Below are 26,762 nucleotides of genomic sequence, written 5' to 3'. Positions count from 1 at the left end.
GTGGCATGACATCGGCAGATCCTCCGGACCCGTCCGCTCCGGGCCGCTTCCGCTTCTGGTTCGGCGCGCGCGCCGAACCAGAAGCGGAAGCGGGGAGGCGGCGCCGGCTGCGCCTGGTGGCCCTCGGGCTCACGGGGCTGCTTCTGGTCACCGGAGCGGCGGGCTGGGGTCTCTACCGCAAGCTCGACGGGAACATCTCCACGGACCTGAGCGCCGTCGAGGAGCTGGAACGGTACGAGGCGGAGCGCCCGCCGCCCGGGCCCGGCCGGGCGAGGAACGTCCTGATCATCGGGTCCGACGCGAACGCCGACGGCCCCGCGCACTCCGACACCGTGATCCTTCTGCACCTGGCCGGTGACCGCCGCAGCGCGGCGGCGGTGAGCTTCCCCCGGGACCTGCTGGTGGACATCCCGCGCTGCACCGGCACCGACGGCAGGGTGTCCGAGGCGCAGAACGCCCAGCTCAACTGGGCCTACGGGTTCGGTGGTGCCGGCTGCACCATTCGCACACTGGAGCGGCTCACCGCGATCCGCATCGACCACCATCTGATCATCGACTTCGCGGGTTTCGAGGACCTCGTCGATGCCGTCGGGGGAGTGGAGATGCGCTTCCCGGCCCCCGTGCGGGACCGTGCCGCCCGGCTCGACCTGCCGGCGGGCACCCACAACCTCAACGGCGCCGACGCCCTGGCGTATGTGCGGGCCCGCAAGGAGATGGGGGACGGCAGCGACACCGGGCGCATCGCGCGGCAGCAGGAGTTCCTCAGCGCGTTGACGAGGAAGCTGCACAGTACCGGTGTGCTGCTCAATCCGACCCGGCTGTACCCGGTGCTGGACACCGCGACTTCGTCGATCACCGTCGACGCCGGCCTCGGCTCGCTCACCCGGCTGTACGACCTGATCCGGGAGGTGCGCACCGTCCCGGAAGGCCGGACGCTCTTCCTGACCGTCCCCCGGGAGGCCCATGCCCCCGATGCCCAGCGCGATGTCCTGGCCCAGCCGCAGGCCGACGAGCTGTTCGAGCAACTGCGACGGGACCTGCCCGTCACCCTGCCCCCGGCGGAGACCGCCGCCGGGGACGGCGGCGGCAGGAGGGATGACGGCCCGTCCGGACCCGCCTTCCGGTCGTCCTCCGCGCACCGGGTGTCCCCGCTCCGGGGTACGGACGTCGTCGGCGACACCCGCGGCTGATCCTCTCGCGAGCAAACCGGGAGGAAGCCGGAGCTATCATCGCTACGGGGGTGCCGGTAACCGGTGTTTTACGCCACCGCCATCGCCTTTGACGGAACCGCCGGGCTAATGTGTGCCGTCCGATCCTCGTAAGCACACGGAGGGCGCACGGTCACGTGGACGCGCAGGGGCGAGGGAACGCGGGAGAGGTCGATCCCGCGGATCAATGGGTTTACAACCCGGGGACCGGCAGTTATGAACTGCGGGTTCCCGGTGTGCAGCATGCCCCTGCCGGCGGATACCCGAAACCTGATTCCGCTGCGGGTTCTGCCACCCGTACCGTACCGCCGCGTCCCGGCCGCGTGCAGAGCGGCCCCGCCCGCCGAGCCCCCGCGGAGGCTCGCCCCCTGGATCCCGCGGCAGGCCCCGGCCGGGCCGCCCGCCGCGGTTCCGGTACAAGGGCCGGGCACCGGGAGGTCCCCGGGCAGCGCGACCGCAGGGCGGGCAGCCGCCGCAAGCAGAAGGAACGGGCCGCGCGCCGGAGGAAGGTGCTGCTGTGGACCGGCGGCAGCTTCGCGCTCGTCCTGCTGCTCATCGGCGCCACGGCCTGGTACGCCCTGGACCGGCTGAACGGCAACCTCGACAAGGTGGCCGTCCCTTACGACAACCCCGCCACCAGCGGTGCGCCGGTCAACCTCCTCTTCATCGGTACCGATCAGCGGCTGGGCGCGGGCAACGAGGGTTACGGGGACGCGGAGAGCGCGGGGCACGCCGACACCACGGTGCTCCTGCACTTCTCCGCGGACCGCAGCCACGCCACCGCGCTGAGCATCCCGCGCGACCTGATCGTGGACATCCCGGACTGCGAGACGCAGCAGAAGGACGGCTCGGTTCTGACCGTCCCCGGCGCCACCGGCGTACGGTTCAACGAGAGCTACGGAGTCAACGGACGCGACCCGGGCTGCACATGGAGCACGGTGGAGCAGCTCACCGGGCTGGAGATCAACCACTTCATGCTGGCCGACTTCAACGCGGTCAAGGACCTGTCCACCGCTGTCGGCGGTGTGGAGGTCTGTGTGGCCAAGGACATCGACGACCGGAAGTCCCACCTGCAGCTGGCGGCGGGCCGGCACGTCATCGAGGGGGAGCAGGCACTCGCGTTCGTCCGGACCCGGGACTCCGTCGGGCACGGCAGCGACCTCAGCCGCATCGAGCTGCAGCAGCAGTTCCTCGGCTCGATGGCCCGCTCGCTGAAGTCCGGGGACACGCTCACCAGTCCGACGAAGCTGTGGGATCTGGCCGAGGCCGCCACCAACGCGCTGACGGTGGACACCGGGATAGGGGACATCCGCAAGCTGAGCGATCTCGCCCGGGACCTGTCCCAGGTCCCCGTCCCGGACATCAGCTTCGTGATGCTGCCCGTGCTGGACAACCCGGACGAGACGGTCAGGGCCACCGTCGTGCTGGACGAGGCCAACGCTCTGCCGTTGTTCCGGATGCTCCAGGAGGGCAAGTCGCTCACCGGGCCGGGGGCCGAGCAGGCTGCCGACACCGACGACGGGAAGAACGGCGGCAAGAAGCCGGAACCCGCCCCCGCAGCCGAGGTGCGGGTCGATGTGTACAACGGCGGCACCAAGATCGGTGCGGCTCAGGAAACCCTCACCTGGCTTCAGACCAGCCATGGCATGCACCTGGCCAGCAACGCCGGCAACGCGGCGGAAAGTCAGGCAACTACCGTGCTGGAGTTCGGTGCTGACCAGTCCGGACAGGCGGCTACGCTGAAGAAGCTGATGGGCCTGCCGGACAACGCGCTCCAGGAGCAGGCATTCGATGCCGGGGAAACTCCGATGAAGCTTGTTCTCGGCGACGACTTCCGGGCCGCGGGCAAACCCATCGAGATCCCGGCGGAGAAGCCGCAGGATCTCCAGGCCGTGACGGCGGACGACGAGGACGTCTGCGCCTCCTGACACCCGTCCGGCGCGGGCGGTCACCACTGAAAGCGACGAACAGGGAGTGCGCGTGCGCCGGAACGGCATACGTGACGAGGACGCGGGCGGCTCGGTCACCGCTGAGGATCGTGGCCGGGACGACAGCCTGCGCGACGAAGCACCGTCAGCCGCTTCCGGGCCCCACGACCTCGGCGGGTCCGAGGGCGCCGACATGCGCGACGGGTCCGGTCCGGGCGGTGACGGCCCGGGGGAGCCGCCCGGGACCGGGGGAGAGCCGGAAGAGGCGGAGCCGCCGGGGACGGAGGAGCCGGAGGAGCCGGAGGAAGGGAAGACGAAGCGGCCGGGCTGGGTACGTGCGCTGCGGATCACCGCCGGCGTCCTGTCCCTGACGATCCTGGTCGCGGGTGCGGCCGGGGCTCTGTACGTGCGGCACCTCAACAACAACCTCACCAAGGCGGATCTCAACCTCAGCGACCGCCCGCTCGACAAACCCTTGCCCAACGCCGCGGGGCAGACGCCGCTGAACATCCTCCTCCTCGGATCCGACGCCCGTGACTCCGAGGAGAACCTGCGGCTCGGCGGGTCCCGGGCGGATGCCGGCCGCAAGCCGTTGGCCGACTCGCAGATGCTGCTGCACGTGGCCGCCGACCGCAGTCACATCACCGCGGTCAGCATCCCGCGGGACACCCGCGTCAGTACCCCGCAGTGCACCGATCCCAGCGACGGCTCGGTGTATCCCGAGACCGAGAGCGCGACCATCAACCGCTCGCTGCAGAACGGCGGACCGGGCTGCACCGTCGCGGTGTGGGAGCGGCTGACCGGTATTCCGGTGGACCACTTCATGCTGGTCGACTTCGCCGGCGTGGTGAGCATGGCGGACGCGGTCGGGGGCGTTCCCGTCTGCGTGGACGAGAACATCGACGACCACCGCTCGGGGCTGAGGCTGCCCGCGGGCACCACCACCGTCCAGGGCACCGACGCGCTGGCCTGGCTGCGCACCCGCTACGGATTCGGCGACGGCAGCGACGTGGGACGTGCCAAGGCTCATCAGCTCTACTTCACCTCCATGTTCCGGCAGTTGCAGGACGGCAGTGGTCTCAGCGACCCGGCACAGCTGACCAGGCTGGCCGAGGCCGCGACCAAGGCGCTCACCGTGGACCCCGGGCTGGGCACCGTCAACAAGCTTTTCGACCTCGGCGAGGAGATCCGGCAGGTGCCGAGCGAGAGCATCACCATGGTCACCATGCCCTGGGTACCCGACCCGAGAAATCCCCGCGCCCACGTCGTGCCCGACGAGCGAGCCGCGGAGCGAATATTCTCCGCGATCCGCAACGACGTGCCGCTGGACGACGCCGCCGCGCAGGCGGAGGCCGAGGAGGCGGAAGAAGCCGCGGCCGTCGAGGCCGGGGCCTCCCCCCGGGAGCAGATACCCGTGCTGGTCCGCAACGGCACCGGCGCCTCGGCCGGGCCCCCGGTCACCGACCGGGCGGCCGACATCAGCGAGGCCCTGCAGGACCTCGGCTGGACCGGGTCGGACACCGACGGCGTTTCCGGCTCGCAGGCGGACACCACGCTGAGCATGCCCGATGAGGAACACCGAGCCGACGCACAACTGCTGGCCGGGGAACTCAGCCTCCCCGAAACGGCCCTGCGGGTCACCCCGGAGGTTTCCCAGCTGCTGCTGGTGATCGGTGACGACTGGCGGGAGGGCACCCGCTACCCGGCGCCCCCAGGCGGGGACGACGACGCCGCGGAGGATGCCATCCTGGACAGCACCGAGGCAGTCACCGGCAAGGACCGCGCGGCCTGCATGTCGGTGAACCCGCGCTACACCTGGTGAATCTCCGGTGGTGACCGCTCCGGCGGCGGCCCCGGAAGCCGCAGCCGCTCAGCCGCTCAGGAGGGGACCGCCTCCCGGCGGCTGGCCCGGACCTGCTCCGCGAGCTTCCGCGGGCTGGTCAGAAAGCCCCAGCCCCAGGCCATGTGCATGGTGGCCAGCGCCACCGGGATGCGCAGCCGCGCGGAGAGCGGCAGGCCTCGGCCCGCGGGGACGGACCCCGAGGTGATCGCCGCCAGATAACCGGCCGGGACCACGAAGCCCCACGGCGTGAGCAACGCACCCACCACGGTCCCCGCCGCGATGGCGAGCAGCGCGGCGGGCGGCGCCAGATAGCGCGGGTTGATCGACCCGGAGTGGTAGCGCGCCACCACATGCCGCCAACGGCCGTAGTTGCGGTACTGCTTGGCCAGGGCCCGGACGCTCGGCCGCGGCCGGTAGGACACCAGCAGCTCGGGCGAGAACCAGATCAGCCCGCCGGCCTGCCGGATGCGGAAGTTCAGCTCCCAGTCCTGCGCCCGGATGAACTCCTCGTTGTAACCGCCCTGCTGCTCCAGGACCTCACGCCGGAAGACTCCCAGGTAGACGGTGTCCGCGGCACCGGCCTCGCCGCCGGTGTGGAACGCCGCGTTGCCCACCCCGATCCGGGACGTCATGGCGGCGGCCACCGCCTGCTCCCAGGCGTTCTCCCCCTCGGCGTGCATGATGCCGCCGACGTTGGCAGCACCGGTCTCCGCCAACAGCCGCACCGCGGTGCGGATGTAGCCGGGAGAGAGCATCCCGTGGCCGTCCACCCGCACCACCACCGGGTGCCGGGAGGCACGGATCGCGGCGTTGAGCCCGGCGGGGGTACGGCCCGTCGGGTTCGGCACGGTGCGTACCCGCGGGTCCTCGGAGACCAGTTCGGCGGCAATCTCGTCCGTGCGGTCCTCGGACGGGCCCAGGGCGATCACCACCTCCAGCTCACCGGGGTGGTCCTGCTGGAGGATGTGGCGCACCGCCTCACGCAGGTGCCGCTCCTCGTTGAGCACCGGCATGATCACGGACACGGCGGGAGTGGGGTCGCTGCTCACCGCCTCACGGTACCGCGAACGGGGGAGGGCCCCGCGCGCGCGGGTGGTCCCGAAGGGGCCACGGCGGGTCGTGGCACCGGCACGTTCCGGTATGCCTAGCGTGAAACCCCGTTGTCCGATTGTCTCCATGCAGCAGAGGTGTCGCCGTGCGCCCACCGGCCAGCCCGTCGCTCTCCCGTCACCCCCGGTGGGGGCTGCGGATCGCCGCTGCCACCGCCGCCCTCGTCCTGGGGGTCAGCGGCGTGGGCCACGCCGTGGTCACCACGCTCGACGACGGGGTGCAGCGCGTGGATGCCTTCGACGGCCTCGACAGCCGGCCGGACCCCGGCCGGGGGCTGAACCTCCTGCTCATCGGGGACGACACCCGGGACGGGATCACCGAGGAGGAGCGGCGCGCGTTCCACCTGGGCGGTTCCCCCTGCAACTGCGCCGACACCCTCATGCTCGTGCACCTGTCCGAGGCCCGGGACCGGGCCGCCGTCGTGAGCCTGCCCCGGGACACCTACACCGAGCCCGCCGGTGCCCCGGCCAAGCTGAACACCGTGCTGTCCCGGGGCGGCCCGCAGCAGCTGGTCGGCACGGTCGAGGAGATGACCGGGGTACGCATCGACCACTACCTCGAGGTGAACTTCGTCAGCTTCATGCGCGGCGTCGACGAGGTCGGCGGCGTCGACGTCTGCACCGTGAAGCCGCTCAAGGACGACAGGAGCGGGCTGGACCTGCCGCCCGGCATCAGCACCCTGAACGGCGGTCAGGCTCTCCAGTACGTCCGCGCACGCTCCTTGGACGGCACGGCCGACTTCGGCCGGATGCAGCGCCAGCAGCGGTTCCTCGCCTCGTTCATCGACAAGGTCACCGGCGGCGACGTGCTCCTCAGCCCGGCCCGGCTCAACCGGACCGCCGAGGCCCTGCTCGACTCCGTCCGCGCCGACCCCGGCTTCGGCACCGCGGAACTCATCGAGCTCGCCGGAGCACTGAACGGCATCTCCCCCTCTTCCGTGGAGTTCACCTCGGTGCCGATCGACACCATCGGCCGGCCCCTGCCCGACGGTGGCTCCGCCGTCACCTGGGACGAAGCGGCTGCCGGCCGGCTGTTCACCGCCCTCCGCGAGGACCGGCCGCTGGTCCCCCGGCCGGTACCGCCGGCCGACGGCGCGGAAGCGGGGACGGACGGCCCGCAGGGCGAGCCGCAGCACCGGGCGGTACCGGTGGACGTCCCGCCGGAGGAGATCCGGGTCCAGGTGGAGAACGCCGCCGGCCGGGAAGGGCTCGGCGCCGAGGTCGACGCCGCGCTGCGGGCGTCCGGGTTCGCCACCACCGGTGCCCCGCGCGATGCCGACGACACGGCCCAGAGCCGCAGCACCATCACCCACGGCCCGGACCGCAAGGCCTCGGCCGCCGCGCTGCGCACGGCGGTCCCCGGCGCGCAGCTGCGGGAAGCGGAGGGCCACGGGCCGGAGCTGCTGCTCTCGGTGGGCCAGGACTTCGGGCAGGTCCAGCGGGTCCGCGACGCCGCCCGCCCGATGCGTGCCGAGGAATGGGAGGGCGGCGGTTACGCCGCCGCCACCGGCGATCAGATCACCTGCGCCTGACCCCGCCTGCTGGGGCCGGGCGGGTCAGCGGACTGTGAGGAAGGCGGCCGGGTCGCGTGGCGGGCGGGCTTTCGCCGGGGCGGCGGGGTGGCCCACGGCGACGGCGCCCATCGGGTCCCAGGTGTCGGGCAGGTCCAGCGTCTCGCGGACCACATCGCGGCAGAACATGGTGGAGGAGACCCAGGCCGAGCCCAGCTGTTCGCCGGCCAGGGCGACCAGGAAGTTCTGTACGCCGGCGCCGGTGGCGACCACGAACATCTCGCGCTCGGCGCTGGAGCGGCGGGCGTCCGGGTAGTCGTGCGCGCCGTCAGCGACCAGGCAGGGGATCACCAGGCAGGGGGCGTTGCGCAGCACGTCGCCGCGCCGGACCCGCTTGGCGATGCTCTCCTCGGGCTTGCCGTCCGCGCGCAGGTCGGCGATCCAGGCGTCCCGCATGGCGTCCAGCAGCTTGACGCGGGACTCGGGAGACTCCAGCAGGACGAAACGCCACGGCGTGGTGTGGTGCGGTGCGGGGGCGGTGACGGCGGCGGCCACGGCGCGGCGGACCGCTTCCGGGTCGACCGGCTCCGGGGTGAACTCCCGGACGGTGCGGCGCTGGGTGACGGCCTCCCGCAGCGCTTCGGAGGTGCCGAGCCGGAACATGTCCTGGGCGGCGTCACGGACCAGCAGGCGGGCGTCGCCCGGCTCGCCGACGTGCCGGGAAAGGCCGCGGATCACCGCGACGGGGCGGCCGTCGGTCTTGCCCTTGACCAGCTCCCCCGCGCCCGCCAGTTCGTCCGCGACGGCGGTGACGGTGACGCCGAGCGGGTTGCCGTGCGGGTCGAGGCCGCCGCGCAGGTCGTCCAGGACCCGCACTCCGGCGGCGCCGATGGCGACGTCGGTCTGTCCTTCGCGCCAGGGCCGGCCGAAGGTGTCGGTGATGATGACACCGACGTCGATGGAGAGCAGCTCGCGCAGCCGCTCCCGGATGCGACGGGCCGAGGCGTCGGGGTCCTCCGGCAGGAGCAGCACGGTGCCGGGCGGAGTGTTGGAGGCGTCGACACCCGCCGCCGCCATGACGAAGCCGTGCCGGGACTCCACGATGCGGGCCGGGCCGCGGCGGGCGACCACGCGCACGGTCTCCGCCTCGATCGCGGCCTCGCGGTCGGCGGCCCGGAGGATGCGGCCCTCCGCCTTGCTGATGATCTTCGAGGTGACGACGAGGATGTCGCCGTCGGCGAGGCCGGGTCCGGGCTCTTCGGTGTCCCCGGCGGTCCGGCCCGTGGCGGGAGAGCCTTCGGGTCCGGTGCCCGCGGACCGGGCGGCTTCGGCTATCAGGCCGGCCGGCTCGTCCCCGGGCCTGACCTCGGGGATGCCCGGCAGGGCCCACACCCGGTAGGCGGCGGAACGGCTCATGCGGCCCGGACCTCCCCGGCGAGCGTGAGGGCTTCCCGGGCCATGGCCGCGGTGGTGCCCGGGCCGGTCATGAGCAGAGGGACGGCGCGGCAGCGGATGCCGTCCGCCTCGACCGCGCCGACGGCGTCGGCGTCGACCGTGTCGACGAGCCAGCCGTCGAGCAGTCCGGAGCCGTAGTGCTGGGCGACGGCTGCCGCGGTGGACTCCACCCCGATCGCGGCCAGGACCTTGTCGGCCATTCCGTGCACCGGGCCGCCGCCGATGAGCGGCGAGAGGCCCACCACGGGTACGCCGGCCTCGGCGATGGCCTCCCTGATGCCGGGCACGGCGAGAATGGTGCCGATGCTGACGACCGGGTTCGACGGCGGGAAGAGGATGACGTCGGCTTCGGCGATGGCCTCCAGGACGCCGGGGGCCGGAGTGGCCTTGTCGGCGCCGACGGGGACCACGGCGTGTGCCGGGACGCCGGCCCGCAGCCGCACCCAGTACTCCTGGAAGTGCACGGCGCGGCGGCCGTCCTCCTCGGTGTCGATGAGGACGTGGGTCTCGACCCGGTCGTCGGTCATCGGCAGCAGCCGCACGCCGGGCTGCCAGCGCCGGCACAGCGCCTCGGTGACCGCGCTGAGCGGGTAGCCCGCGCTGATCATCTGGGTGCGGACGATGTGGGTGGCGAAGTCCCGGTCGCCGAGGCCGAACCACTCCGGGCCCACCCCGTAGGCGGCCAGCTCCTCCTTGACCGCGAAGGTTTCGTCCGCTCGGCCCCAGCCCTGTTGCTCGTGGATGCCGCCGCCCAGTGTGTACATCACTGTGTCGAGGTCGGGACAGACCTTCAGGCCGAAGAGATGGATGTCGTCGCCGGTGTTGCCGATGACGGTGACGTCCGCCTCCGGCGCGGCCTGTTGCAGACCGCGCAGGAAACGGGCGCCGCCGGTACCGCCGGCCAGAACCACGATGCGCTGCATGTGCTCAGTCTGTCAGCAGGAGGCGGCGCTCCGGTCGCAGGGCTCGGCCAGACCCCCGCCTCGCTCTTCGAACACCCGTGCGTGCTGTGGCATCTCGGTCAGGCCCGGGAAGTAGATGTGCAGGCTGACTGCGGGTGCCAGTGCCGAGTTGACGACTTCGTGGACATATCCGGGCGGACGCACCTCTACTGATCCGGGGGCGAGAATCCGGGGGTGTGGACTCGCGATCCCCGGGTACTCCGTCAACTCGCCGTCAAGGACGGTGAACACTCCGCTGGACGGACCGTGGTCATGCCGGCCGCTGCCCTGTCCGGGGACCCAGCTCAGGAGCCAGGCCTCGTATCCCGGGCCGGTCCGCAGCCGGTGGTACCAGCGACTGGCCGCGTCGTACCGGATGTGTGGCGCCCAGGCCGCACGGTCGCTCGCTAGCGCAGTGGCGAGCCCGGCGAACTGGGCGAGGGTGGACGGGTGCTCGGGGGCAGGCCGCAGCAGGTGCGGCAAAGCCAGCGGATCACCGGCGATTTCGTTGTCGTGCGACATGAGAGACATGAAGGAGTTGCGCCTTGAGAGGAGGGGGCCGGGGAGCCAGGGGATCGGGTGGGCAGGTCGGCTGTCAACCGAATGATGCGTTCGGCCGCATTGTTTCACCACATCCGGTTGCGCTGCTTGGCGAAAGGTTTGTGCGCTCACCCAGCGGACAAGTGGCGCATCAACCACACCATCAAACGCCGTTGCGGTTCCGTGATCCCACTGTGATCCATGTCGCCCTCCGGTGCGTGTGCGGAACGCCGCCGGTGTGCGGCGCGTCTCCTCTGGTGGAGGCCGAGGAGAACGGAGGAAAGAGGTGCGACGAGGGGCGAAGCAGCAAGGGGCGCAAGCGTTGTCATGATTTGAACACTATCGGTGCGCCTGTGGTGCCGCAGGGTGAATCACCAGGGCAATAGCAGATCGCGGCTTGACTGGCCCGGATCACGTACTTGTAATTTCACACGTGTCGTTCGACCGGAACCGGTAACGGCAGCATCACGGGGAAGCAAAGAAGGCGAGGGGCGCGACATGACCGAGCTGTTCCAACAACTGCTGGTCGAGGAAGCGGACGAAGAGCTCGGCTGGCAGGAGCGCGCACTGTGCGCCCAGACCGATCCTGAGTCGTTCTTCCCCGAAAAGGGAGGGTCGACCCGCGAGGCCAAGAAGGTCTGCCTCGCATGCGAGGTGCGCTCCGAGTGCCTCGAATACGCCCTGGCCAACGACGAGCGCTTCGGCATCTGGGGCGGCCTGTCCGAGCGCGAGCGCCGCCGGCTGAAGAAGGCCGCTGTCTGAGCGGAGACACTCGGGGGGCTGCTTCTGGATTAGTGTGGGCCGCTGTCCGACGCCGTCCACCGAACCGGGGCCCGCACCTCGATGTCCGCCCACCCTGACTTTCCGCAGCACGTGGTCACCGCCGTGCTCGTCTCGCACGACGGCGCACGCTGGCTCCCCGACGTCCTGGCCGGACTCGTCGGCCAGGACCGCCCGGTCCAGGACGTCGTGGCCGCCGACACCGGCAGTGCCGACAACTCCGCCGCCCTGATGACCGAGGCCCTCGGGGCCGAGCGGGTACTGCACCTTGCCCGCCGCTCCGGCTTCGGCACCGCGGTGGCCGAGGCCGCGCGCACCGCACCGGTGCTGACCCCCGAAGAGCTGCCTTACCTGCGGCGCCCCGAGGCCTGGGACCCGGAAACCCGGACCTGGGACACCAGCACCTACGACCTGCCCGAACTGCCGCACGGCGAGCCCGTGCACTGGCTCTGGCTGCTGCACGACGACTCCGCCCCCGAGCCGGACGCGCTCGCCGAGCTGCTCCGGCATGCCTCCCACGACCCCTCCGCCGCGATCATCGGCGCAAAGCTGCGCGGCTGGTACGACCGCCGGCAACTCCTCGAGGTCGGCGTCTCGCTCGCCAACAGCGGACGCCGCTGGACCGCCCTCGACCGCCGCGAGCAGGACCAGGGACAGCACGACCACGTACGCGCCGTGCTGGCGGTCTCGACCGCGGGCATGCTCATCCGCCGTGATGTTTTCGAACAACTGGGCGGATTCGACCGTCGGCTGCCCCTCATGCGGGACGACGTCGACCTGTGCTGGCGTGCCCACGCAGCCGGCCACCGGGTCGTCGTCGCTCCGGGCGCCGTGCTGCGGCACGCCGAGGCATCCGCCCGGGAACGCCGCACCATCGACTGCGCGGGCCGCCTCGGCGCAAGCCCGCACCGCGTGGACAAGGCCGCAGCCGCCTACACCCTGCTCGTCAACGCCCGGGCCCGGAACCTGCTGTGGATCATGCCGCGGCTCATCCTCGGCACCCTGCTGCGCGTCCTCGCCTACCTCGTCGGCAAGATGCCCGGCCGGGCCCTCGACGAAGCCGCCGGGCTGCTCGCCACTCTGCTGCGCCCCGGCCGTATCCTGAGCGCCCGCCGGAGCCGGCGGCGCACCGCCGACCCCTCCGTGGACCCGGCAGACCTCCGGCCGCTCTTCCCGCCCCGCGGAGCCACCGTCAAAGCCACCGTCGAACAGGTGGTCAGCAACCTCTCAGGGCGGTCGGAACCCGCCTCCTCGTCCGGCGGACGGCACGGCGCGGTGGAGTCCGGGCCCGCCGACGACGACGCCGAGGACTTCGAGGTCGAGCAGTTCGTCCGGATCAAGCGGCTGGCCCGCAAGCCCGGCCCCGTGCTCTTCGTGCTGCTGCTGCTCCTCGCCTTCCTCGCCTCCCGGGAACTGATCGGCGGCGGGGCGCTGACCGGCGGCGCACTGCTGCCGGCTCCCGCCGACGCCGCTGCCCTGTGGTCCCGGTACCTGGAGACCTGGCAGCCACTCGGCACCGGCGGCACCGAGAGCGCCCCGCCCTACCTGGCCCTGCTCGCCCTGCTGTCCACCGGACTGCTCGGCAGCACCGGGCTCGCCCTGACCCTGCTCTTCGTGTGCGCCGTGCCGCTCGCCGGCCTCAGCGCCTACTTCGCCTCCAAGCCGCTCGTCCCCTCCAAGCTGCTGCGCGCCTGGGGCAGCGCCGCCTACGCCTTCCTGCCCGCCGTCACCGGAGCGCTGGCCTCCGGCCGCATCGGCACCGTCGTGCTGGCCGTACTGCTTCCCCTGCTCGCCCGCTGCGCGGTCGTCGCCGCCGGCCTGCCCAACGGCGGCAGAGGGCCGTGGCGCGCCGCCTGGGCAGGGGCTCTGCTGCTCACCGTCATCACTGCGTTCACCCCGGTGCTCTGGCCCCTGGCTCTCACCCTGGCCCTCGGTGCCGTGGCCCTTCCGCCGCGCCAGGACCTCGAACTGCGCAAGGCCAGGGCCGGACGGCTCGCCGTGCTGCTCCTCACCCCTGCGGTGCTGCTCAGTCCCTGGTCGTGGTCGGTGCTCACCAGCCCTTCGGCCTTCCTCACCGAAGCCGGCCTGATCTTCGACACCGCTCCGGCCACCGCCTCGCAACTGCTCACCTTCAGCCCTGGAGGGCCCGGGGCGCTCGGTGCCTGGCTGCTGACCGGGCTGCTGCTCGCCGCCCTCGCCGCGCTGCTGCGCCCGGACCGGCGGCAGGCCGTGATCACCGCCTGGGGCGTCGCGCTTGTCGCCCTGCTCTTCGCCGTCTGGGCGAACGCCTCGCACTGGGCAGGCCCGGCCACGCTGGTCTACGGCCTCGCGCTGCTGTCGGCCGCGGCGCTGGGTGCCGACGGCGCCCGGCACCGGGTGGCCACCCAGAACTTCGGCTGGCGCCAGCCGGTCGCCGTCGGTATCGCCGCCGCGGCCGCGATCGGCCCGCTGCTCGCCGCCGCCGGCTGGCTGCTGAGCGGAGCGGGCGACCCCCTGGAGAGGCGCAACCCCGTACAGGTGCCGGCCTTCGTGGCAGAGGAGAGCTCCTCGCAGGACCAGGCCCGTACGCTCATCCTGTCCGGCCGGGCACCCGCTGCCGGAGACGGCGCGCCCACCCGGCTCTCCTACACCCTGGTCCGCGGCTCCGGCGCCCGTCTCGGGGACGGGGACCTCGCCCGGCAGATGCCGGAGGACTCCTCCCTGCGCACCGCGGTCGCCGAGCTGGCCGCCGGCTCCGGAGCCGACCAGACGACGATCCTGGCCGACTACGCCGTGCGCTACGTCATCGTCCAGGACGGCACCCCCGAGGAGCTGCACCGCGTGCTGGACACCACCCCCGGCCTCAAGCGGCTCAGCCAGGAGGACGGCAGCGCGCTCTGGCGCGTGGAGCGGGACCTTGCCCGGGTCATGCTCCTCCCCGCGGAGGATGACGCGTCCGCTGCGCCGCAGCCGCTCCCGGCAGGGCCGGTCGAGGTGCGGACCGAGCTGCCCGACGGACCGGAAGGGCGCACCCTCCGCCTTGCCGACACCGCGGCGCCCGGCTGGTGGGCGACGCTCGACGGCCGGCCGCTCACGCCCGTCACCGTCAGCGGCTGGGCCCAGGGCTTCCAGCTCCCCGCCGGGGGCGGACAGCTCGAGGTCGGCCACGACTCCGCGGGCAGTCACACGCTGTGGGTGTGGGTCCAGGGCTTCCTGCTGCTGGTCCTCACGGTGCTGGCACTTCCGGGACGCCGAAGGGAGCTCGACGACGACCTGCCGGAGCCGGAGACCGTCGCGGCCGGTACCGGCGGACGCCGCCGGGCCGGCGACCGTCCGGCCCCGCCACCGCCTGCCGGTCCGGCGGCCGAAACGGCGGCCCCGGTGCCGGTGCCCGCGCAGCAGGGGTGGACCGAGGAGGCCCACCACGGAACGGACCCCGGCCCCGCGCACCGCGGGCAGCCCGCCCCGCCGGACGGGCAGCCCCGGCTGCCGGAGCAGCAGCAGGAGTCCTACCCGTACCAGGAGGGCCAGGACCAGGGCTATGGGTACGGGGACACCGGATATCCGCAGGAGACCTACCCGCAGGAGCCCTATTACAGCGACGGCCAGGGGGTCCCGCAGCAGAACTACGGTGACTGGGACGGCCAGAGCTACACCGCGCCGTACGAGTATCCGAGCGATTACGGTGACGGGAGCAACCAGCGATGAACCGGCCCACGATGTCCCTGCTGGCAGCCGGCGCGGCCCTCGCGGTGGTGACCGGCATCGCCTCCCTCGGCAGCGGCGCCGACGGCTCCGCCGCGGCCGGCCGGACCGCCTCCGCACCGGTGGAGCGCAGCTCCCTGGTGTGTCCGCCCGCAGCTTTCGGCGCCACCTCGGCGACCACCGTGTACACCGCCTTCACGCCCCCCGCCGAGGGCGCGGCCGGTGACCGGCTGCCCGGCAGCGCGGCCCTGCGGCCGGTGGCCGAGCACACGCCGGGCAGCGCCCGTGAGGACGACGAGGAATCGGAGGACCCGGAGGACCAGGACACCGACGAGGAGGACACCGAGGAGGAGGACACCGAGGACGAGGAGGACACCGAGGAGGGGCAGGAGGAGGACCCGGACCACGTGGTCCCCCTGGAGGAACTGGGCAGCCCCGTCTCCGTCAGCACGAAGGACACCGGCGCTCCCGCCCTGGCCGGCACGGCCGAGCACCGCTTCGCACCCGGCTGGAACGTGCAGCAGACCACCCTCGTGCCACGCGGCGACGGCCGGGGTCTTCTCGGCACCGGTTGCACCGCCCCGGACAGCGAATTCTGGTTCGCGGGTGCCAGCACGGTCGACAGCCGTCACGACTACCTCCACCTGACCAACCCCGACGACGCGGCGACCGTCGTCGACATCGAGCTGTACGGCCCCGAGGGCCGGCTGGAGTCGCTGAACGACGGGGAGGGCATCACGCTGCCCGGTGAGTCGACCGTCCCGGTCCGGCTCTCCACCCTCACCGAGGAGCCGGAGACCAACCTCGCGGTCCGCGTGATGGCCCGCACCGGCCGGATCGGGGCACAGGTGGAGGCCACCGACGAACAGCTCGGCACCGACTGGCTGGACCCGGCAGCAGCGCCGTCCGCCCACGAGGGCCCGCTGGTGCTGCCGGGCATCCCCGCTGACGCGGAGACCGTCCGGCTCGTCGCCCTCGCCCCGGGCGATGAGGACGTCAACCTGGCGATCGGCCTCGCCGGACCCGGCGGAACCATCACCCCCGCGGGCAACGAGTCCCTGTACCTGCAGGCCGGCATCCTGCACTCCGTCGACCTCGGGGACCTCACCCTGGGCGAGGCCGGATCCCTGGTCCTCACCCCTCCCGTGGACGCGGGGCCGGTGCCGCTGGTGGCCGGTCTGCGGGTCACCCGGGGCCAGGGGGACGAGCAGGAGATGGCGTTCATCCCCGCCACCGCGCCCGTCGAGGAACGGGCCGGCGTCACCGGCAACACCGTCAAGGGCACCGAGCTGTTCCTGACCGCCCCTGACGAAGCGGCAGAGGTGCGGGTCACCGTGTCCGCGGGCACCGAAGGCGGGCAGGAGGTCACCGGGACGTACACCGTGGAGGCCCGCACCACCCTGGCTCTCTCCCCCGAGCTCGACGACGACACCGAGGGCCTGTACGCCCTGACGGTCGAGCGGACCGGTGGCGGTGTGCTCCATGCCGCCCGCATGCTGTCGCGTACCCGGGACGACGTCCCGATGTTCACCATCCAGACGCTGCCCGACGACCGTTCGGCCGTCACCGTCCCGGAGACCGGCCAGGACTTCTCGCTCCTGGTCCGCTGACCGCCGCTCGGCCGTACGCCCCGGTCCCGGTCGCCCGTGACCGGGGCGTACCCGGCACCGTCAGTCCTGTCCGTACCGGGGGTCGACCGCCTCCGGCGTGAGCCCCAGCAGTTCGGCGGCCTGCTCCACCACCACCTCGTGCACCAGCAGCGCCCGCTCCTCACGGTCCCGGCTGCGCAGCTCGACCGGGCGCCGGTAGACCACGATCACATCCGGGTGCCCCGTGCGGGAGCGCACCACTCCGCCGAGCGGTACCGCCTCCCCGGCCGGCGCCTTCTCGCGGGCAGGGAGACGGGGCACTTCCTGCACTCCGAAGACCACCCCGGCGAGCTGCGGCAGCCGGCGTCTCAGCCGCTCCGCCGAATCGTGCACCAGGGCGTCGAAGGAGTCCGCGCGGGTGACCGCGAGCGGCACCTGCGGCGGGGCGAGAGGCCCGCGCATCCCGCGGCCGTGCCGGTCCCGGTGCCGGTGCCGCGGACCCGGGGGAGTGGGGGAAGCGCTGTCACGGTCGTTCATCGTCTCTGACCATAGAGGAACCCGCGGACCGGGCAGCCATGATCCGGACGAAAGCGCACGTCTCGCCCGCTTTGGAAGCGACACGGGCGGGTGAGCCCGGGGTGAGTCGTCGCGGCCCGCTCAGGAGTGCGGTACGGTCCAACATCGTGAGCCCCGTACGTCGCTGTTCGCGCACCGCGTGCGGCCGTCCCGCCGTGGCGACGCTGACGTATGTCTACGCGGACTCCACGGCCGTGCTCGGCCCGCTCGCCACCTACGCCGAGCCCCATTGCTACGACCTGTGCGCCGAGCACTCCGAACGGCTGACCGCCCCGCGTGGCTGGGAGGTCGTCCGGCTCGCCGTCGACCGCACCACCCCCCGGCACAGCGGCGACGATCTCGAGGCACTGGCCGACGCGGTCCGGGAGGCCGCGAGGCCCCCGGCTTCCGAAGGCCCGCCGCCGAAGCCGGCCAAGCCCACCACGGAGGGCATCGACCCCATGGAGGTCGCCCGCCGCGGGCACCTGCGGATCCTGCGCTCGCCCGACTCCTGAGGCGGCCCGGTAGATTGGAACACGCTCCCGATCGGACCGGATTCCAGCGAACTCACGGACAAGGGGTGGGCAGTGCCTGATCTGTCACAGATCGTGAAGGCTTACGACGTACGGGGTGTGGTCCCGGACCAGCTCGACGAACCACTGGCGGAGCTCTTCGGCGCTGCCTTCGCCGACGTCACCGAGGCCGCCGGAGCGGTCGTCGGACACGACATGCGGCCCTCCTCGCCGGGCCTGGCCCGGGCCTTCGCCCGGGGAGTGGCGAGCCGCGGCGCCGACGTCGTCGAGATCGGCCTGTGCTCCACCGACCAGCTGTACTACGCCAGCGGCGCCATGACACTGCCCGGCGCCATGTTCACGGCCAGCCACAACCCCGCCCAGTACAACGGCATCAAGATGTGCCGGGCCGGGGCTGCGCCCGTCGGCCAGGACAGTGGCCTGGCCGACATACGGGCCCTGGTCGAGCGGTGGACCGAAGAGGGGGTGCCGGAGACGGCCACGACGTTCGGCAGGCTCTCCCAGCAGGACACCCTGCGGGGCTACGCGGACCACCTGCGCGGCCTCGTGCCGCTGGCCGGGATGCGCCCGCTGAAAGCGGTTGTGGACGCCGGCAACGGCATGGGCGGCCACACCGTGCCCACCGTGCTGGCCGGCCTGCCGGTCGAGCTCGACGCGCTGTACTTCGAGCTCGACGGCACCTTCCCGAACCACGAGGCGAACCCACTGGACCCGGCCAACATCGTGGACCTCCAGGCCCGGGTCCGGGAGACCGGCGCCGACCTCGGACTGGCCTTCGACGGCGATGCCGACCGCTGCTTCGTCGTCGACGAGCGCGGTGAGCCGGTGTCCCCGTCAGCGATCACCGCGCTGGTCGCCGCGCGTGAGCTGGCCAAGCATCCCGGTTCGGTCGTCATCCACAACCTGATCACCTCCTGGTCGGTGCCGGAGGTCGTCCGGGAGCACGGCGGCACCCCGGTGCGCACCCGGGTCGGCCACTCCTTCATCAAGGAGGAAATGGCCCGGCACGGCGCTGTCTTCGGCGGTGAACACTCCGCCCACTACTACTTCCGCGACTTCTGGAACGCCGACACCGGAATGCTTGCCGCACTGCACGTCCTCTCCGCTCTCGGCAGTCAGCAGGGCACCCTCTCGCAACTGGTCGCCGAGTACGACCGGTACGTGGCCTCGGGCGAGATCAACAGCACCGTCGAGGACCAGACCGGCCGGCTGGCAGCGGTCAAGTCCGCATGGGCCGACCGCCGTGCCGAGGTGGACGAGCTGGACGGCCTCACCGTCACCGCGGCCGACTGGTGGTTCAACCTCCGGGCCTCCAACACCGAACCCCTGCTCCGGCTCAATGTCGAGGCCCGCGACGCCGGCACCATGGAGAAGGTCCGCGACGAAGTCCTGTCCCTCATCCGCGCCTGAGCCTGCCCCTGCCCCTGCCCCCGACGCCCCGGGTGCACCCCTTGTCGGGAGCGCACCGGGCGCGGCGGGCCCGGTAGGCTGACCGGCAGGGCCGCACCCCGCGGCCCCGTGCGGCGCGCCCGCCCCGCCGTCCCGGCTCACCACGCCGCAGCCGGCTACGGCAGGCAGCGCCGCCCGACGCACCCGGTCACGTCTCCCGGAGGGACACCATGCCGCTCGTTGAAGCCGGACTCCTGGAGATCCTCGTCTGCCCCGCGTGTCACGCAGTCCTCCGCGAGGACGACGCGGCCCAGGAGCTGATCTGCACCGGCCCGGCCTGCGGACTGGCGTACCCGGTGCGCGACGGCATCCCCGTTCTCCTGGTGGACGAGGCCCGCACGCCTGCCTGAACACCTCACCCCGCCGGGCGATCGGAGTCCTCATGATCGACGAATCCTTGCTCGATGCCCCGGACGGCCTCGCCCGGGTGGACCTGCGGGGGCTGCTGCGGTCCGTCGCCGCATCGGGCGCCCAGGTGCGCACCGCGGCCCGTGGAGCCGCCGAGTCGGGTATCGCCGAGCTCCGGCCCGAGGGCCGCCCCGGCACCGTCCTGGTCGCCGGGCCGGGCCCCGAGGTGCCACTGGCCGCCGACCTGCTCGACGGCCTCACCGGCGGAGCAGTGCGGGTCACCCGGATTGTTCCCGAAGGGCCACTCGCCGACCCCGGAGCACTGCGCTGGCCGCTGCCCCGCTGGGCGGGCCCCCTGGACCTGCTGCTGCTCACCAGCACCGAAGGCGGCGAGGCCGGCCTCACCGACCTCCTCGAACGGGCCTACCGCCGCGGCTGCAGCGTCGTGAGCGTCGCCCCCGCCGGTACGCCCCTGGCCGAGAGCAGTGCCCGCCGCAACTGCCTCACAGTGCCGCTCACCCGTGTCCCGCACGAGCAGCTCCCGGAACACCCCGCGGCCCCCGGCCCGCAGTGGGCGCTGCTGACCCCTCTGCTGTTCCTCGGCGACCGGCTCGGCCTGTGGGAGGCGGGCACCGACGCCCTGCACGCCCTGGCCGACCGGCTCGACCGCGTCGCGGAACGCTGCGGCCCGGCCGAGGCGTTGCTCGGCAACCCGGCCAAGACCATGGCCATCGAGTTCACCGGCTCCCTCCCGCTGCTCTGGAGCGAAGGTCCGCTGGCCCGGGCAGCCGCCCGGCACGGGGCCGCCACGCTCACCGCCCTGCCGGGCGTCCCCGCGCTCACCGCAGAGCTGCCCGAAGCGCTCACGGCCCACGGGCCACTCCTCACCGGCAACCTCGCCCCGGCCGGGGACAACGACCCCGACGACTTCTTCCGCGACCGCGTGGACGAGACCCCGGCCCTGCACGCCCGTGTCGTGCTGCTCGGTGACCCGCTGGCGGAGAACGGCGGCCCGGCGGGCCGCAGCGCCCTCCCGGCGGCCCGGCACCTCGCCGAGGAACAGGGGACCGCCGTGACCGAGCTCGCCGCAACAGAAGGAGCCACCGCCCTGGAAGCCGCCGCGGAGTTCCTCGCGCAGCTCGACTTCACGGCCGTGTACCTGACCATCACGCAGCTGCCGCGCCCGTAGCAGGCATGCCGGAGCACCGGTTCCGGCGGGCCGTCCCTCCTCGTGCCCACGCGGGCACCCGACTCCTGCCCCATCACCCGAGAACGTCTGGAACAGCCCGATGGACCGCCTCGTCAACACCGTTCGCCCCTACGCATGGGGTTCCCCCACCGCCATCCCCGAACTTCTCGGCACCGAGCCGACCGGGGAGCCGCAGGCCGAGCTCTGGATGGGAGCCCACCCCGCCGCCCCCTCCCTGATCGACCGCGGGGCCGGTTCGGTCCCCCTCCCGGAGATCATCGCCGCGGACCCGGAAGGTGAGCTCGGTGCCGCCTCGGTCAGCGCCTTCGGCCCCCGGCTGCCCTTCCTGCTCAAGATCCTGGCCGCCGCCGCACCGCTCTCTCTCCAGGTGCATCCCGACGCCGCACAGGCCCGGGCGGGCTTCGCGGACGAGGAGGCCCGCGGGGTCCCGCTGGACGCCCCGCACCGGACCTACAAGGACGCCGGTCACAAGCCCGAACTCCTCTGCGCGCTCAGCACCTTCGACGGGCTCTGCGGCTTCCGCCCCGCGCCGGAGGCAGCTGAGCTCCTCGAAGGGCTCGGGGTCGACGAGCTCAAGCCCTACGTGGACATCCTGCGCGCCAGCCCGGAGAGCGACGCCCTGCGCGAGGTCCTGACCGCCGTGCTGACGGCCGACCGGGCGGCGATGCACGGCACCGTCCAGCGAGCGGCGGCATCCGCACAGCGGCTCGCCGGACAGGGCGGCCCGCACGCCGCCTCGTACGCCGTCCACGCCGGGATCGCCCGCGAGTACCCCGGCGACCCCGGGGTCGTGGCGGCGATGCTGCTCCGCCACGTCCGCCTCCAGCCCGGCGAGGCCCTTCACCTCGACGCCGGTGTTCCCCATGCCTACCTCCGTGGGCTGGGCGTGGAGATCATGGCCAACTCCGACAACGTGCTGCGCTGCGGGCTCACCCCCAAGCACGTGGACGTTCCCGAGCTGCTCCGCATCGTGCGGTTCGCCGGCGAGGACCCCGGCATCCTGCGGCCCGAGGCCGCCCCGGACGGGGAGGAGGTCTATCTCACCCCCGTCGAGGAGTTCCGCCTCTCCCGCTACGTGCTGGCACCGGGGGCGGAACCCGCGTCGCTGGCGCCGGGCCGTCCGCAGATCCTGCTCTGCACGGACGGCGCGGTGCGGCTGGCGGCCGAGGCGGGCCCTGCGGGGCCGGACTCCCTGGAGCTGGGGCGCGGGCAGTCCGCCTTCGTTGCCGCCGGCACCGCGGTGCAGGTGACCGGGCCCGGCACCCTCTTCCGTGCCACCACGCAGGTCTGACCAACCGGATCAGGACTGCCGGGCGGCAGGGCAACCCGTCCGCCTGTCAACGACGCCGAACCGGCCCGGCGGCACCGATTCCTGGCCGGACCCGCGGTCCGGCCACAGCCGGGCTGGGGTGACCCGGCCCGTCCGTTGTACATTCGGAGATGAAGTCAGACGTCGCTGCTGATGGCAGTCGGGTGGTCCGCGGGACCGGCCCGGCAGAGGGAAAGAAGGCCTCCGACGGACTGCGAAGCTCCGGCCACCGCCCAGCGCGGTGCCCGGTGCCCGCTCTGTCCATCTCCGTCCCTCCCAGCTATGAGGAGCACTATTCATGAGCAGTACTGTTGCCGCTGATTTCAAGGTCGCGGATCTGTCGCTGGCCGGGTTCGGCCGTAAGGAAATTGATCTGGCCGAGCATGAGATGCCGGGTCTGATGGCGATTCGGCGGGAGTTCGCCGGGGTGCGTCCGTTGGCGGGTGCGCGGATCATGGGGTCGTTGCACATGACGGTGCAGACGGCGGTGCTGATCGAGACGCTGGTGGCGCTCGGTGCGCAGGTGCGGTGGGCGTCGTGCAACATCTTCTCGACGCAGGATCATGCGGCTGCGGCGGTGGCGGTGGGTCCGGAGGGGACGCCGGAGGACCCGCGGGGGGTGCCGGTGTTCGCGTGGAAGGGGGAGACGCTGGAGGAGTACTGGTGGTGCACGGAGCAGGCGCTGACGTGGCCGGGGAGCTCCAGTGGTGGTCCGAACATGATTTTGGATGATGGGGGTGACGCGACGCTTCTGGTGCATCAGGGGGTGCAGTTCGAGAAGGCGGGTGCGGTGCCGGATCCGGAGTCGGCGGAGAATGATGAGCACCGGGTGGTGCTGGAGCTGCTGGGCCGGACGGTGCGGGAGGCGCCGGGGAAGTGGACGGAGTTGTCGTCGGAGATCCGTGGGGTGACGGAGGAGACGACGACGGGGGTGCATCGGCTGTATGAGATGTTCCGGGACGGGACGTTGCTGTTTCCGGCGATCAATGTCAATGACGCGGTGACGAAGTCGAAGTTCGACAACAAGTACGGGTGCCGGCATTCGTTGATCGATGGGATCAACCGGGCCACTGATGTGCTGATCGGTGGGAAGGTCGCGGTGGTGTGCGGTTACGGGGATGTGGGGAAGGGGTGTGCGGAGTCGCTGCGGGGGCAGGGCGCGCGGGTGATCGTCACGGAGATCGATCCGATCTGTGCGTTGCAGGCGGCGATGGACGGGTTCCAGGTGGCGACGCTGGATGATGTGGTGGAGAGCGGGGACATCTTCATCACCACCACGGGGAACAAGGACATCATCATGGCCGCGGACATGCGGCGGATGAAGCATCAGGCGATCGTGGGGAACATCGGTCATTTCGACAATGAGATCGATATGGCGGGTCTGGCGGCGATTGACGGGGTGGTGCGGGATCAGGTGAAGCCGCAGGTCCACACGTGGACGTTCCCCGGCGGGAAGAAGATCATTGTGCTGTCGGAGGGGCGGCTGCTGAATCTGGGCAATGCCACCGGTCATCCGTCGTTCGTGATGTCGAACAGTTTCGCGAACCAGACGATCGCGCAGATCGAGCTGTTCAGCAAGAACCAGGAGTACCCGATCGGTGTGCATGTGCTGCCCAAGCACCTGGACGAGAAGGTCGCCCGGCTCCACCTCGACGCCCTCGGTGCCCGGCTGACCACCCTGCGCCCGGACCAGGCGGCCTACATCGGTGTTCCCGTCGAAGGCCCGTACAAGCCCGACCACTACCGCTACTGAGCGGCACCTCGGGTTTCCGCGGCGCGTGATACCCGAGGTCTCCACGTGACGTGCCCCGCCGACCGTCCCGGCCCAGCCGGAGGCCGGCGGGGCACTGCCGCTCTCGGAAACGTAGTGTGCCCGCATGCCCCGCGGCCGATATGCGCTCCACGATCTCCACGACCACAGCCCGCTCGGGGAGGAACACTTCCAGTGTGCTCCCGGCCCCACCGGCTGGCGGTACGTCGCCCGGCGGCTCACCCCCGCCGGCGCGGAGCACGGCTCCCTCGACCTGGCCCTGGACGACCTGGGCCGACCGGTCCGGCTCGCCGTGCGGGCCGGGGACTGGCAGGTTCGCGGCGCGGCGCTGGACGGGGTGACGTGGGTCCGTACCGATCCCGCCGGCACCCATGCCCAGGAGGGCAACGTGCCCGCGCACTCCTTCACCGGTGCTTCCCCGGCGTTCCTCATCGCCACCGCCCGGCTGCTGCGCCTGACCCCCGGAGACCCCGCGCGCCGGGTGCGGCTGGTGGAGTTCTCCGATCCGGTGCTCGCGCCCCGCACCGTCGACCGGTCATGGGCACTGGTCGGCAGCGAGGTGCACGACTCCGGCGGTGGACCGCTCACCGTGGACACCTACCGGGTCGGCGATCTGGAGACCGGTGAACAGCACAGCGTTCACCTCGCAGGGGACGTCGTCCTGGCAGCCCCCGGGGTGGAGCTGGAGGACCTGGAGTCCCCGCCGTCCGACTTCAGGACGGCGGAGTGAACCCGCCGTCGTGCGGCTTCTCCGCTCCGGAGGTCTCCGTGCTGTCCGGCCCGGCCGGTGCGGGCCGGTGCGGAGGCGGGGAGGACGGCGGAGGAGGGGGCTGCTGAGCGTGCGGTGTCCCGGTGTCGGGCCGGGCCGGGAAGCCGGGCGGGGCCGGCTGCCCGGGGTACCACCCCGGTGCCGGGCCGTTCGCCGGGGAGCCGAACGTCCGCTCCGCATCCCGGCGCTGGCGCTCGCCGACCACCAGGGAGAGATACGCCGCCGGGTGGATGCCGGCGGGGGCCGGGGCACCGGTGTGCTCCACCATGTCGTCCGCCAGCCGCACCGCCATCGACCAGCTCACCTGCTGGTCCAGCTGCCCGGCCCGGGTCAGGTACTGCCGGACCGCGAGCCACAGACCGTCCGGGACGCGCGAGAGATCCAGCGCCGCGAACCGGCCGGCCAGCTGCGGCGGTGGAGGCGGCAGCGGAGTGGACGTGCCCGTGGGCAGACGTTCCCGCACCACGAGGGCGCCCGCGAAGACATCCCCCAGCCGCCGTCCGCGTTCCGACACCAGAGAGGCCACGCAGGCGAGGAAGCCGAAGGTCATCAGAATTTCGACCAGCCCGATCAGCCAGCGCACCAAGGCATGCCGGAAGCGGATCGGACCCCCGTCGTCCCGTACCACCCGCAGTCCACAGGCGAGCTTGCCCAGCGAGCGGCCCTGGCTGAGCGTCTCCACCGCGACGGGCACGCCCACCAGCAGCAGAAGGAACAACGCCACCTGCACGGCAGCGGCAGTGGCCGAACCGAGGTCGAGCACCGCCCCCAGCATGGTGAGCGACAGCAGCAGATAGCCACCGACGTACACCACGAGATCCATCGCGATGGCCAGCGCTCTGCTCGGAAGCTTGGCAGGCTGGATGCCGAGCACCACGGCATCGCCTGTGACGAGATGGCTCATCCGTTCGTCCCCCTCCGGTTCGTACGATGGCTGTCGCCGCCTGACTGCTGCCCAGTCTGCCGTGATCACGGCACCGGAACGGCTCCGCCCCGGTAGTTCCTGATCTGAGAGGGTTTCCGTATGGACCTCGACGTGTTCATAGCCGCACACCGGCACGAGTGGGACCGGCTGGAGGCGCTGCTGCGCCGACGCCGGCGGCTCACCGGTGCGGAGGCGGACGAACTCGTCACCCTCTATCAGCGCACCGCCGCCCAGCTCTCCCGTGTTCAGTCCTCCACCCCCGACCCGCAGCTGGTCAACCGGCTCACCACCCTGGTGGCCCGGGCCCGGAGCACGGTGGTCGGTGCACGCCGGTCGACCTGGCGGGACGCCGTCCACTACTTCACGGCCGGATTCCCGGCTGCCTGTTACCGGACCCGCTACTGGTGGGTGCCGACCGGCGTCGTGTTCACCCTGCTGGTGGTGGCCATCGGCTGGTGGATCGCCGCGAACCCCGAAGTGCAGGCCGCCATCGCCGCGCCCGAGGAGCTGCGCGAGATGACCCGGCCGGGCGGTGCCTACGAGACCTACTACACGGAAAGCCCGGCCGCGGCCTTCTCCGCCCAGGTCTGGACGAACAACGCCCAGGTCGCCGCGGTCTCGCTGGCGTTCGGAGCCCTGCTCGGCATCCCGGTGATCCTGGTGCTGCTGCTGAACGCCGTCAATGTCGGTACCGGACTGGGTCTGATGGCCGCCGCCGGCCGCCTCGACATCTTCCTCGGCCTGATCCTGCCGCACGGCCTTCTCGAGCTCACGGCGGTCTTCGTCGCCGCGGGGGTGGGGCTCCGGCTGGGCTGGACGGTGATCGACCCCGGTGGACGCAGCCGCCGGTCGGCGCTCGCCCAGGAGGGCCGGGCAGCCATCGGCATGGCCATCGGCCTGGCGGCGGTGTTGTTCGTGTCCGGGGTGATCGAGGGCTTCGTGACGCCCTCCGGGCTGCCGACCTGGGCGCGTATCACCCTGGGGGTGGTGGCCTGGGCGGGCTTCCTGGTCTATGTCTTCGTGGTGGGACGCCGCGCCTACCTGGCCGGCGAGACGGGGGACGTGGCGGAGGAGGACCGGCCGGTCGAGGCGCCGGTGGCGGCGTGACTCAACCGGCCCGCACCACTTGCGCCAGGGAGGTTGACATGCGTCCCCTCCGGCACTAGTGTTGTCCGAGCTGCCACAGTCCGGCTCGTTGTTCTGGGCTCGGATCTGCGGAGGCACCTCAGCCACCTGGAGTGGCACCCACTACGAGAAACTACCCGCGAGGGTCTGTTTTGGGCTTGCCTGAATACAGGAATCGCA

Annotated in this window: 21 protein-coding genes; 15 read left to right on the top strand and 6 right to left on the bottom strand. The window is 72.3% G+C overall.

What is annotated here, in order from left to right:
- The first annotated feature begins 5 nt into the window (after positions 1-5).
- From PJ985_RS06250 to PJ985_RS06240, 3 genes are all read left to right on the top strand, one after another.
- Positions 6-1,190 (top strand): LCP family protein, encoded by a 1,185-nt coding sequence (locus PJ985_RS06250; protein WP_271682565.1) that lies wholly within the window; start codon positions 6-8, stop codon positions 1,188-1,190.
- 527 nt (positions 1,191-1,717) lie between these two features.
- Positions 1,718-3,136 (top strand): LCP family protein, encoded by a 1,419-nt coding sequence (locus PJ985_RS06245; RefSeq protein WP_333909835.1) that lies wholly within the window; start codon positions 1,718-1,720, stop codon positions 3,134-3,136.
- A gap of 52 nt (positions 3,137-3,188) precedes the next feature.
- Positions 3,189-4,958, top strand: a complete 1,770-nt coding sequence (locus PJ985_RS06240) for an LCP family protein (RefSeq protein ID WP_271682563.1) — start codon at positions 3,189-3,191, stop codon at positions 4,956-4,958.
- Positions 4,959-5,014: 56 nt separating this feature from the next.
- Here PJ985_RS06240 and PJ985_RS06235 read toward each other — a convergent pair whose 3' ends face one another.
- Entirely contained in the window at positions 5,015-6,028 is a 1,014-nt protein-coding gene (locus PJ985_RS06235; protein WP_271682562.1) for a glycosyltransferase family 2 protein, read from the bottom strand.
- 146 nt (positions 6,029-6,174) lie between these two features.
- Between PJ985_RS06235 and PJ985_RS06230 the strand changes: the two genes are divergently transcribed.
- Complete coding sequence (locus tag PJ985_RS06230; protein WP_271682561.1) at positions 6,175-7,620, top strand: LCP family protein; 1,446 nt, start codon at positions 6,175-6,177, stop codon at positions 7,618-7,620.
- A gap of 24 nt (positions 7,621-7,644) precedes the next feature.
- Here the strand turns inward: PJ985_RS06230 and PJ985_RS06225 are convergent, their stop codons facing one another.
- Genes PJ985_RS06225 through PJ985_RS06215 form a run of 3 tightly spaced genes read right to left on the bottom strand, consistent with a single transcriptional unit; the run spans position 7,645 to position 10,517 of the window.
- The gene (locus tag PJ985_RS06225; protein ID WP_271682560.1) at positions 7,645-9,015 is read right to left on the bottom strand and encodes a coenzyme F420-0:L-glutamate ligase; all 1,371 of its coding nucleotides are present in this window, start codon (positions 9,013-9,015) and stop codon (positions 7,645-7,647) included.
- On the bottom strand, positions 9,012-9,977 hold the full coding sequence (gene cofD, locus PJ985_RS06220; protein WP_271682559.1) for a 2-phospho-L-lactate transferase: 966 nt from the start codon (positions 9,975-9,977) through the stop codon (positions 9,012-9,014). The genes PJ985_RS06225 and cofD overlap by 4 nt, the downstream gene beginning before the upstream one ends.
- A gap of 12 nt (positions 9,978-9,989) precedes the next feature.
- The gene (locus PJ985_RS06215) at positions 9,990-10,517 is read right to left on the bottom strand and encodes a cysteine dioxygenase (protein WP_271682880.1); all 528 of its coding nucleotides are present in this window, start codon (positions 10,515-10,517) and stop codon (positions 9,990-9,992) included.
- Between the two features lie 516 nt (positions 10,518-11,033).
- Here PJ985_RS06215 and PJ985_RS06210 point away from each other — a divergent pair.
- The 3 genes from PJ985_RS06210 (at position 11,034) to PJ985_RS06200 (ending at position 16,609) form a co-directional block, all read left to right on the top strand.
- Positions 11,034-11,297, top strand: coding sequence for a WhiB family transcriptional regulator (locus PJ985_RS06210; RefSeq protein WP_004952403.1), 264 nt, complete (start codon positions 11,034-11,036; stop codon positions 11,295-11,297).
- Between the two features lie 81 nt (positions 11,298-11,378).
- Positions 11,379-15,002 carry a glycosyltransferase family 2 protein gene (locus PJ985_RS06205; RefSeq protein WP_271682558.1) on the top strand — a complete coding sequence of 1,208 codons (3,624 nt, stop codon included), beginning with the start codon at positions 11,379-11,381 and terminating at the stop codon, positions 15,000-15,002.
- A complete protein-coding gene (locus tag PJ985_RS06200; RefSeq protein WP_271682557.1) occupies positions 14,999-16,609 on the top strand; it encodes a DUF5719 family protein in 1,611 nt (536 codons plus the stop codon). The genes PJ985_RS06205 and PJ985_RS06200 overlap by 4 nt, the downstream gene beginning before the upstream one ends.
- Before the next feature lie 60 nt (positions 16,610-16,669).
- Here the strand turns inward: PJ985_RS06200 and PJ985_RS06195 are convergent, their stop codons facing one another.
- The gene (locus PJ985_RS06195) at positions 16,670-17,125 is read right to left on the bottom strand and encodes a metallopeptidase family protein (protein ID WP_271682556.1); all 456 of its coding nucleotides are present in this window, start codon (positions 17,123-17,125) and stop codon (positions 16,670-16,672) included.
- Between the two features lie 146 nt (positions 17,126-17,271).
- Here PJ985_RS06195 and PJ985_RS06190 point away from each other — a divergent pair, with 146 nt between their 5' ends.
- From PJ985_RS06190 to PJ985_RS06160, 7 genes are all read left to right on the top strand, one after another.
- Positions 17,272-17,658 carry a DUF3499 domain-containing protein gene (locus tag PJ985_RS06190; RefSeq protein ID WP_443033426.1) on the top strand — a complete coding sequence of 129 codons (387 nt, stop codon included), beginning with the start codon at positions 17,272-17,274 and terminating at the stop codon, positions 17,656-17,658.
- A gap of 72 nt (positions 17,659-17,730) precedes the next feature.
- The gene (locus tag PJ985_RS06185) at positions 17,731-19,086 is read left to right on the top strand and encodes a phosphomannomutase/phosphoglucomutase (RefSeq protein WP_271682554.1); all 1,356 of its coding nucleotides are present in this window, start codon (positions 17,731-17,733) and stop codon (positions 19,084-19,086) included.
- Positions 19,087-19,295: 209 nt separating this feature from the next.
- Positions 19,296-19,475, top strand: a complete 180-nt coding sequence (locus tag PJ985_RS06180; RefSeq protein WP_271682553.1) for a Trm112 family protein — start codon at positions 19,296-19,298, stop codon at positions 19,473-19,475.
- Between the two features lie 32 nt (positions 19,476-19,507).
- A complete protein-coding gene (locus PJ985_RS06175; protein WP_271682552.1) occupies positions 19,508-20,662 on the top strand; it encodes an SIS domain-containing protein in 1,155 nt (384 codons plus the stop codon).
- Positions 20,663-20,762: 100 nt separating this feature from the next.
- A complete protein-coding gene (gene manA / locus PJ985_RS06170) occupies positions 20,763-21,974 on the top strand; it encodes a mannose-6-phosphate isomerase, class I (RefSeq protein WP_271682551.1) in 1,212 nt (403 codons plus the stop codon).
- A 316-nt stretch (positions 21,975-22,290) separates the two neighbouring features.
- Positions 22,291-23,745, top strand: coding sequence for an adenosylhomocysteinase (ahcY, locus tag PJ985_RS06165; RefSeq protein ID WP_271682550.1), 1,455 nt, complete (start codon positions 22,291-22,293; stop codon positions 23,743-23,745).
- A 124-nt stretch (positions 23,746-23,869) separates the two neighbouring features.
- Positions 23,870-24,493, top strand: a complete 624-nt coding sequence (locus PJ985_RS06160) for a hypothetical protein (RefSeq protein WP_271682549.1) — start codon at positions 23,870-23,872, stop codon at positions 24,491-24,493.
- On the opposite strand, the gene PJ985_RS06155 is transcribed toward PJ985_RS06160, so the two are convergent.
- Positions 24,477-25,436 (bottom strand): RDD family protein, encoded by a 960-nt coding sequence (locus tag PJ985_RS06155; RefSeq protein ID WP_271682548.1) that lies wholly within the window; start codon positions 25,434-25,436, stop codon positions 24,477-24,479. The two genes, PJ985_RS06160 and PJ985_RS06155, sit on opposite strands and share 17 nt — an antisense overlap.
- Positions 25,437-25,556: 120 nt before the next feature.
- On the opposite strand from PJ985_RS06155, the gene PJ985_RS06150 reads away from it, so the two are divergent.
- On the top strand, positions 25,557-26,564 hold the full coding sequence (locus PJ985_RS06150; protein ID WP_271682547.1) for a stage II sporulation protein M: 1,008 nt from the start codon (positions 25,557-25,559) through the stop codon (positions 26,562-26,564).
- Positions 26,565-26,762 lie beyond the last annotated feature (198 nt).

Origin of the sequence: Streptomyces sp. ACA25 (assembly GCF_028200735.1) — a bacterium.
In the GTDB taxonomy this organism is placed as follows: Bacteria; Actinomycetota; Actinomycetes; order Streptomycetales; family Streptomycetaceae; genus Streptomyces.
This window is presented reverse-complemented; position numbering and strand designations above follow the sequence as displayed.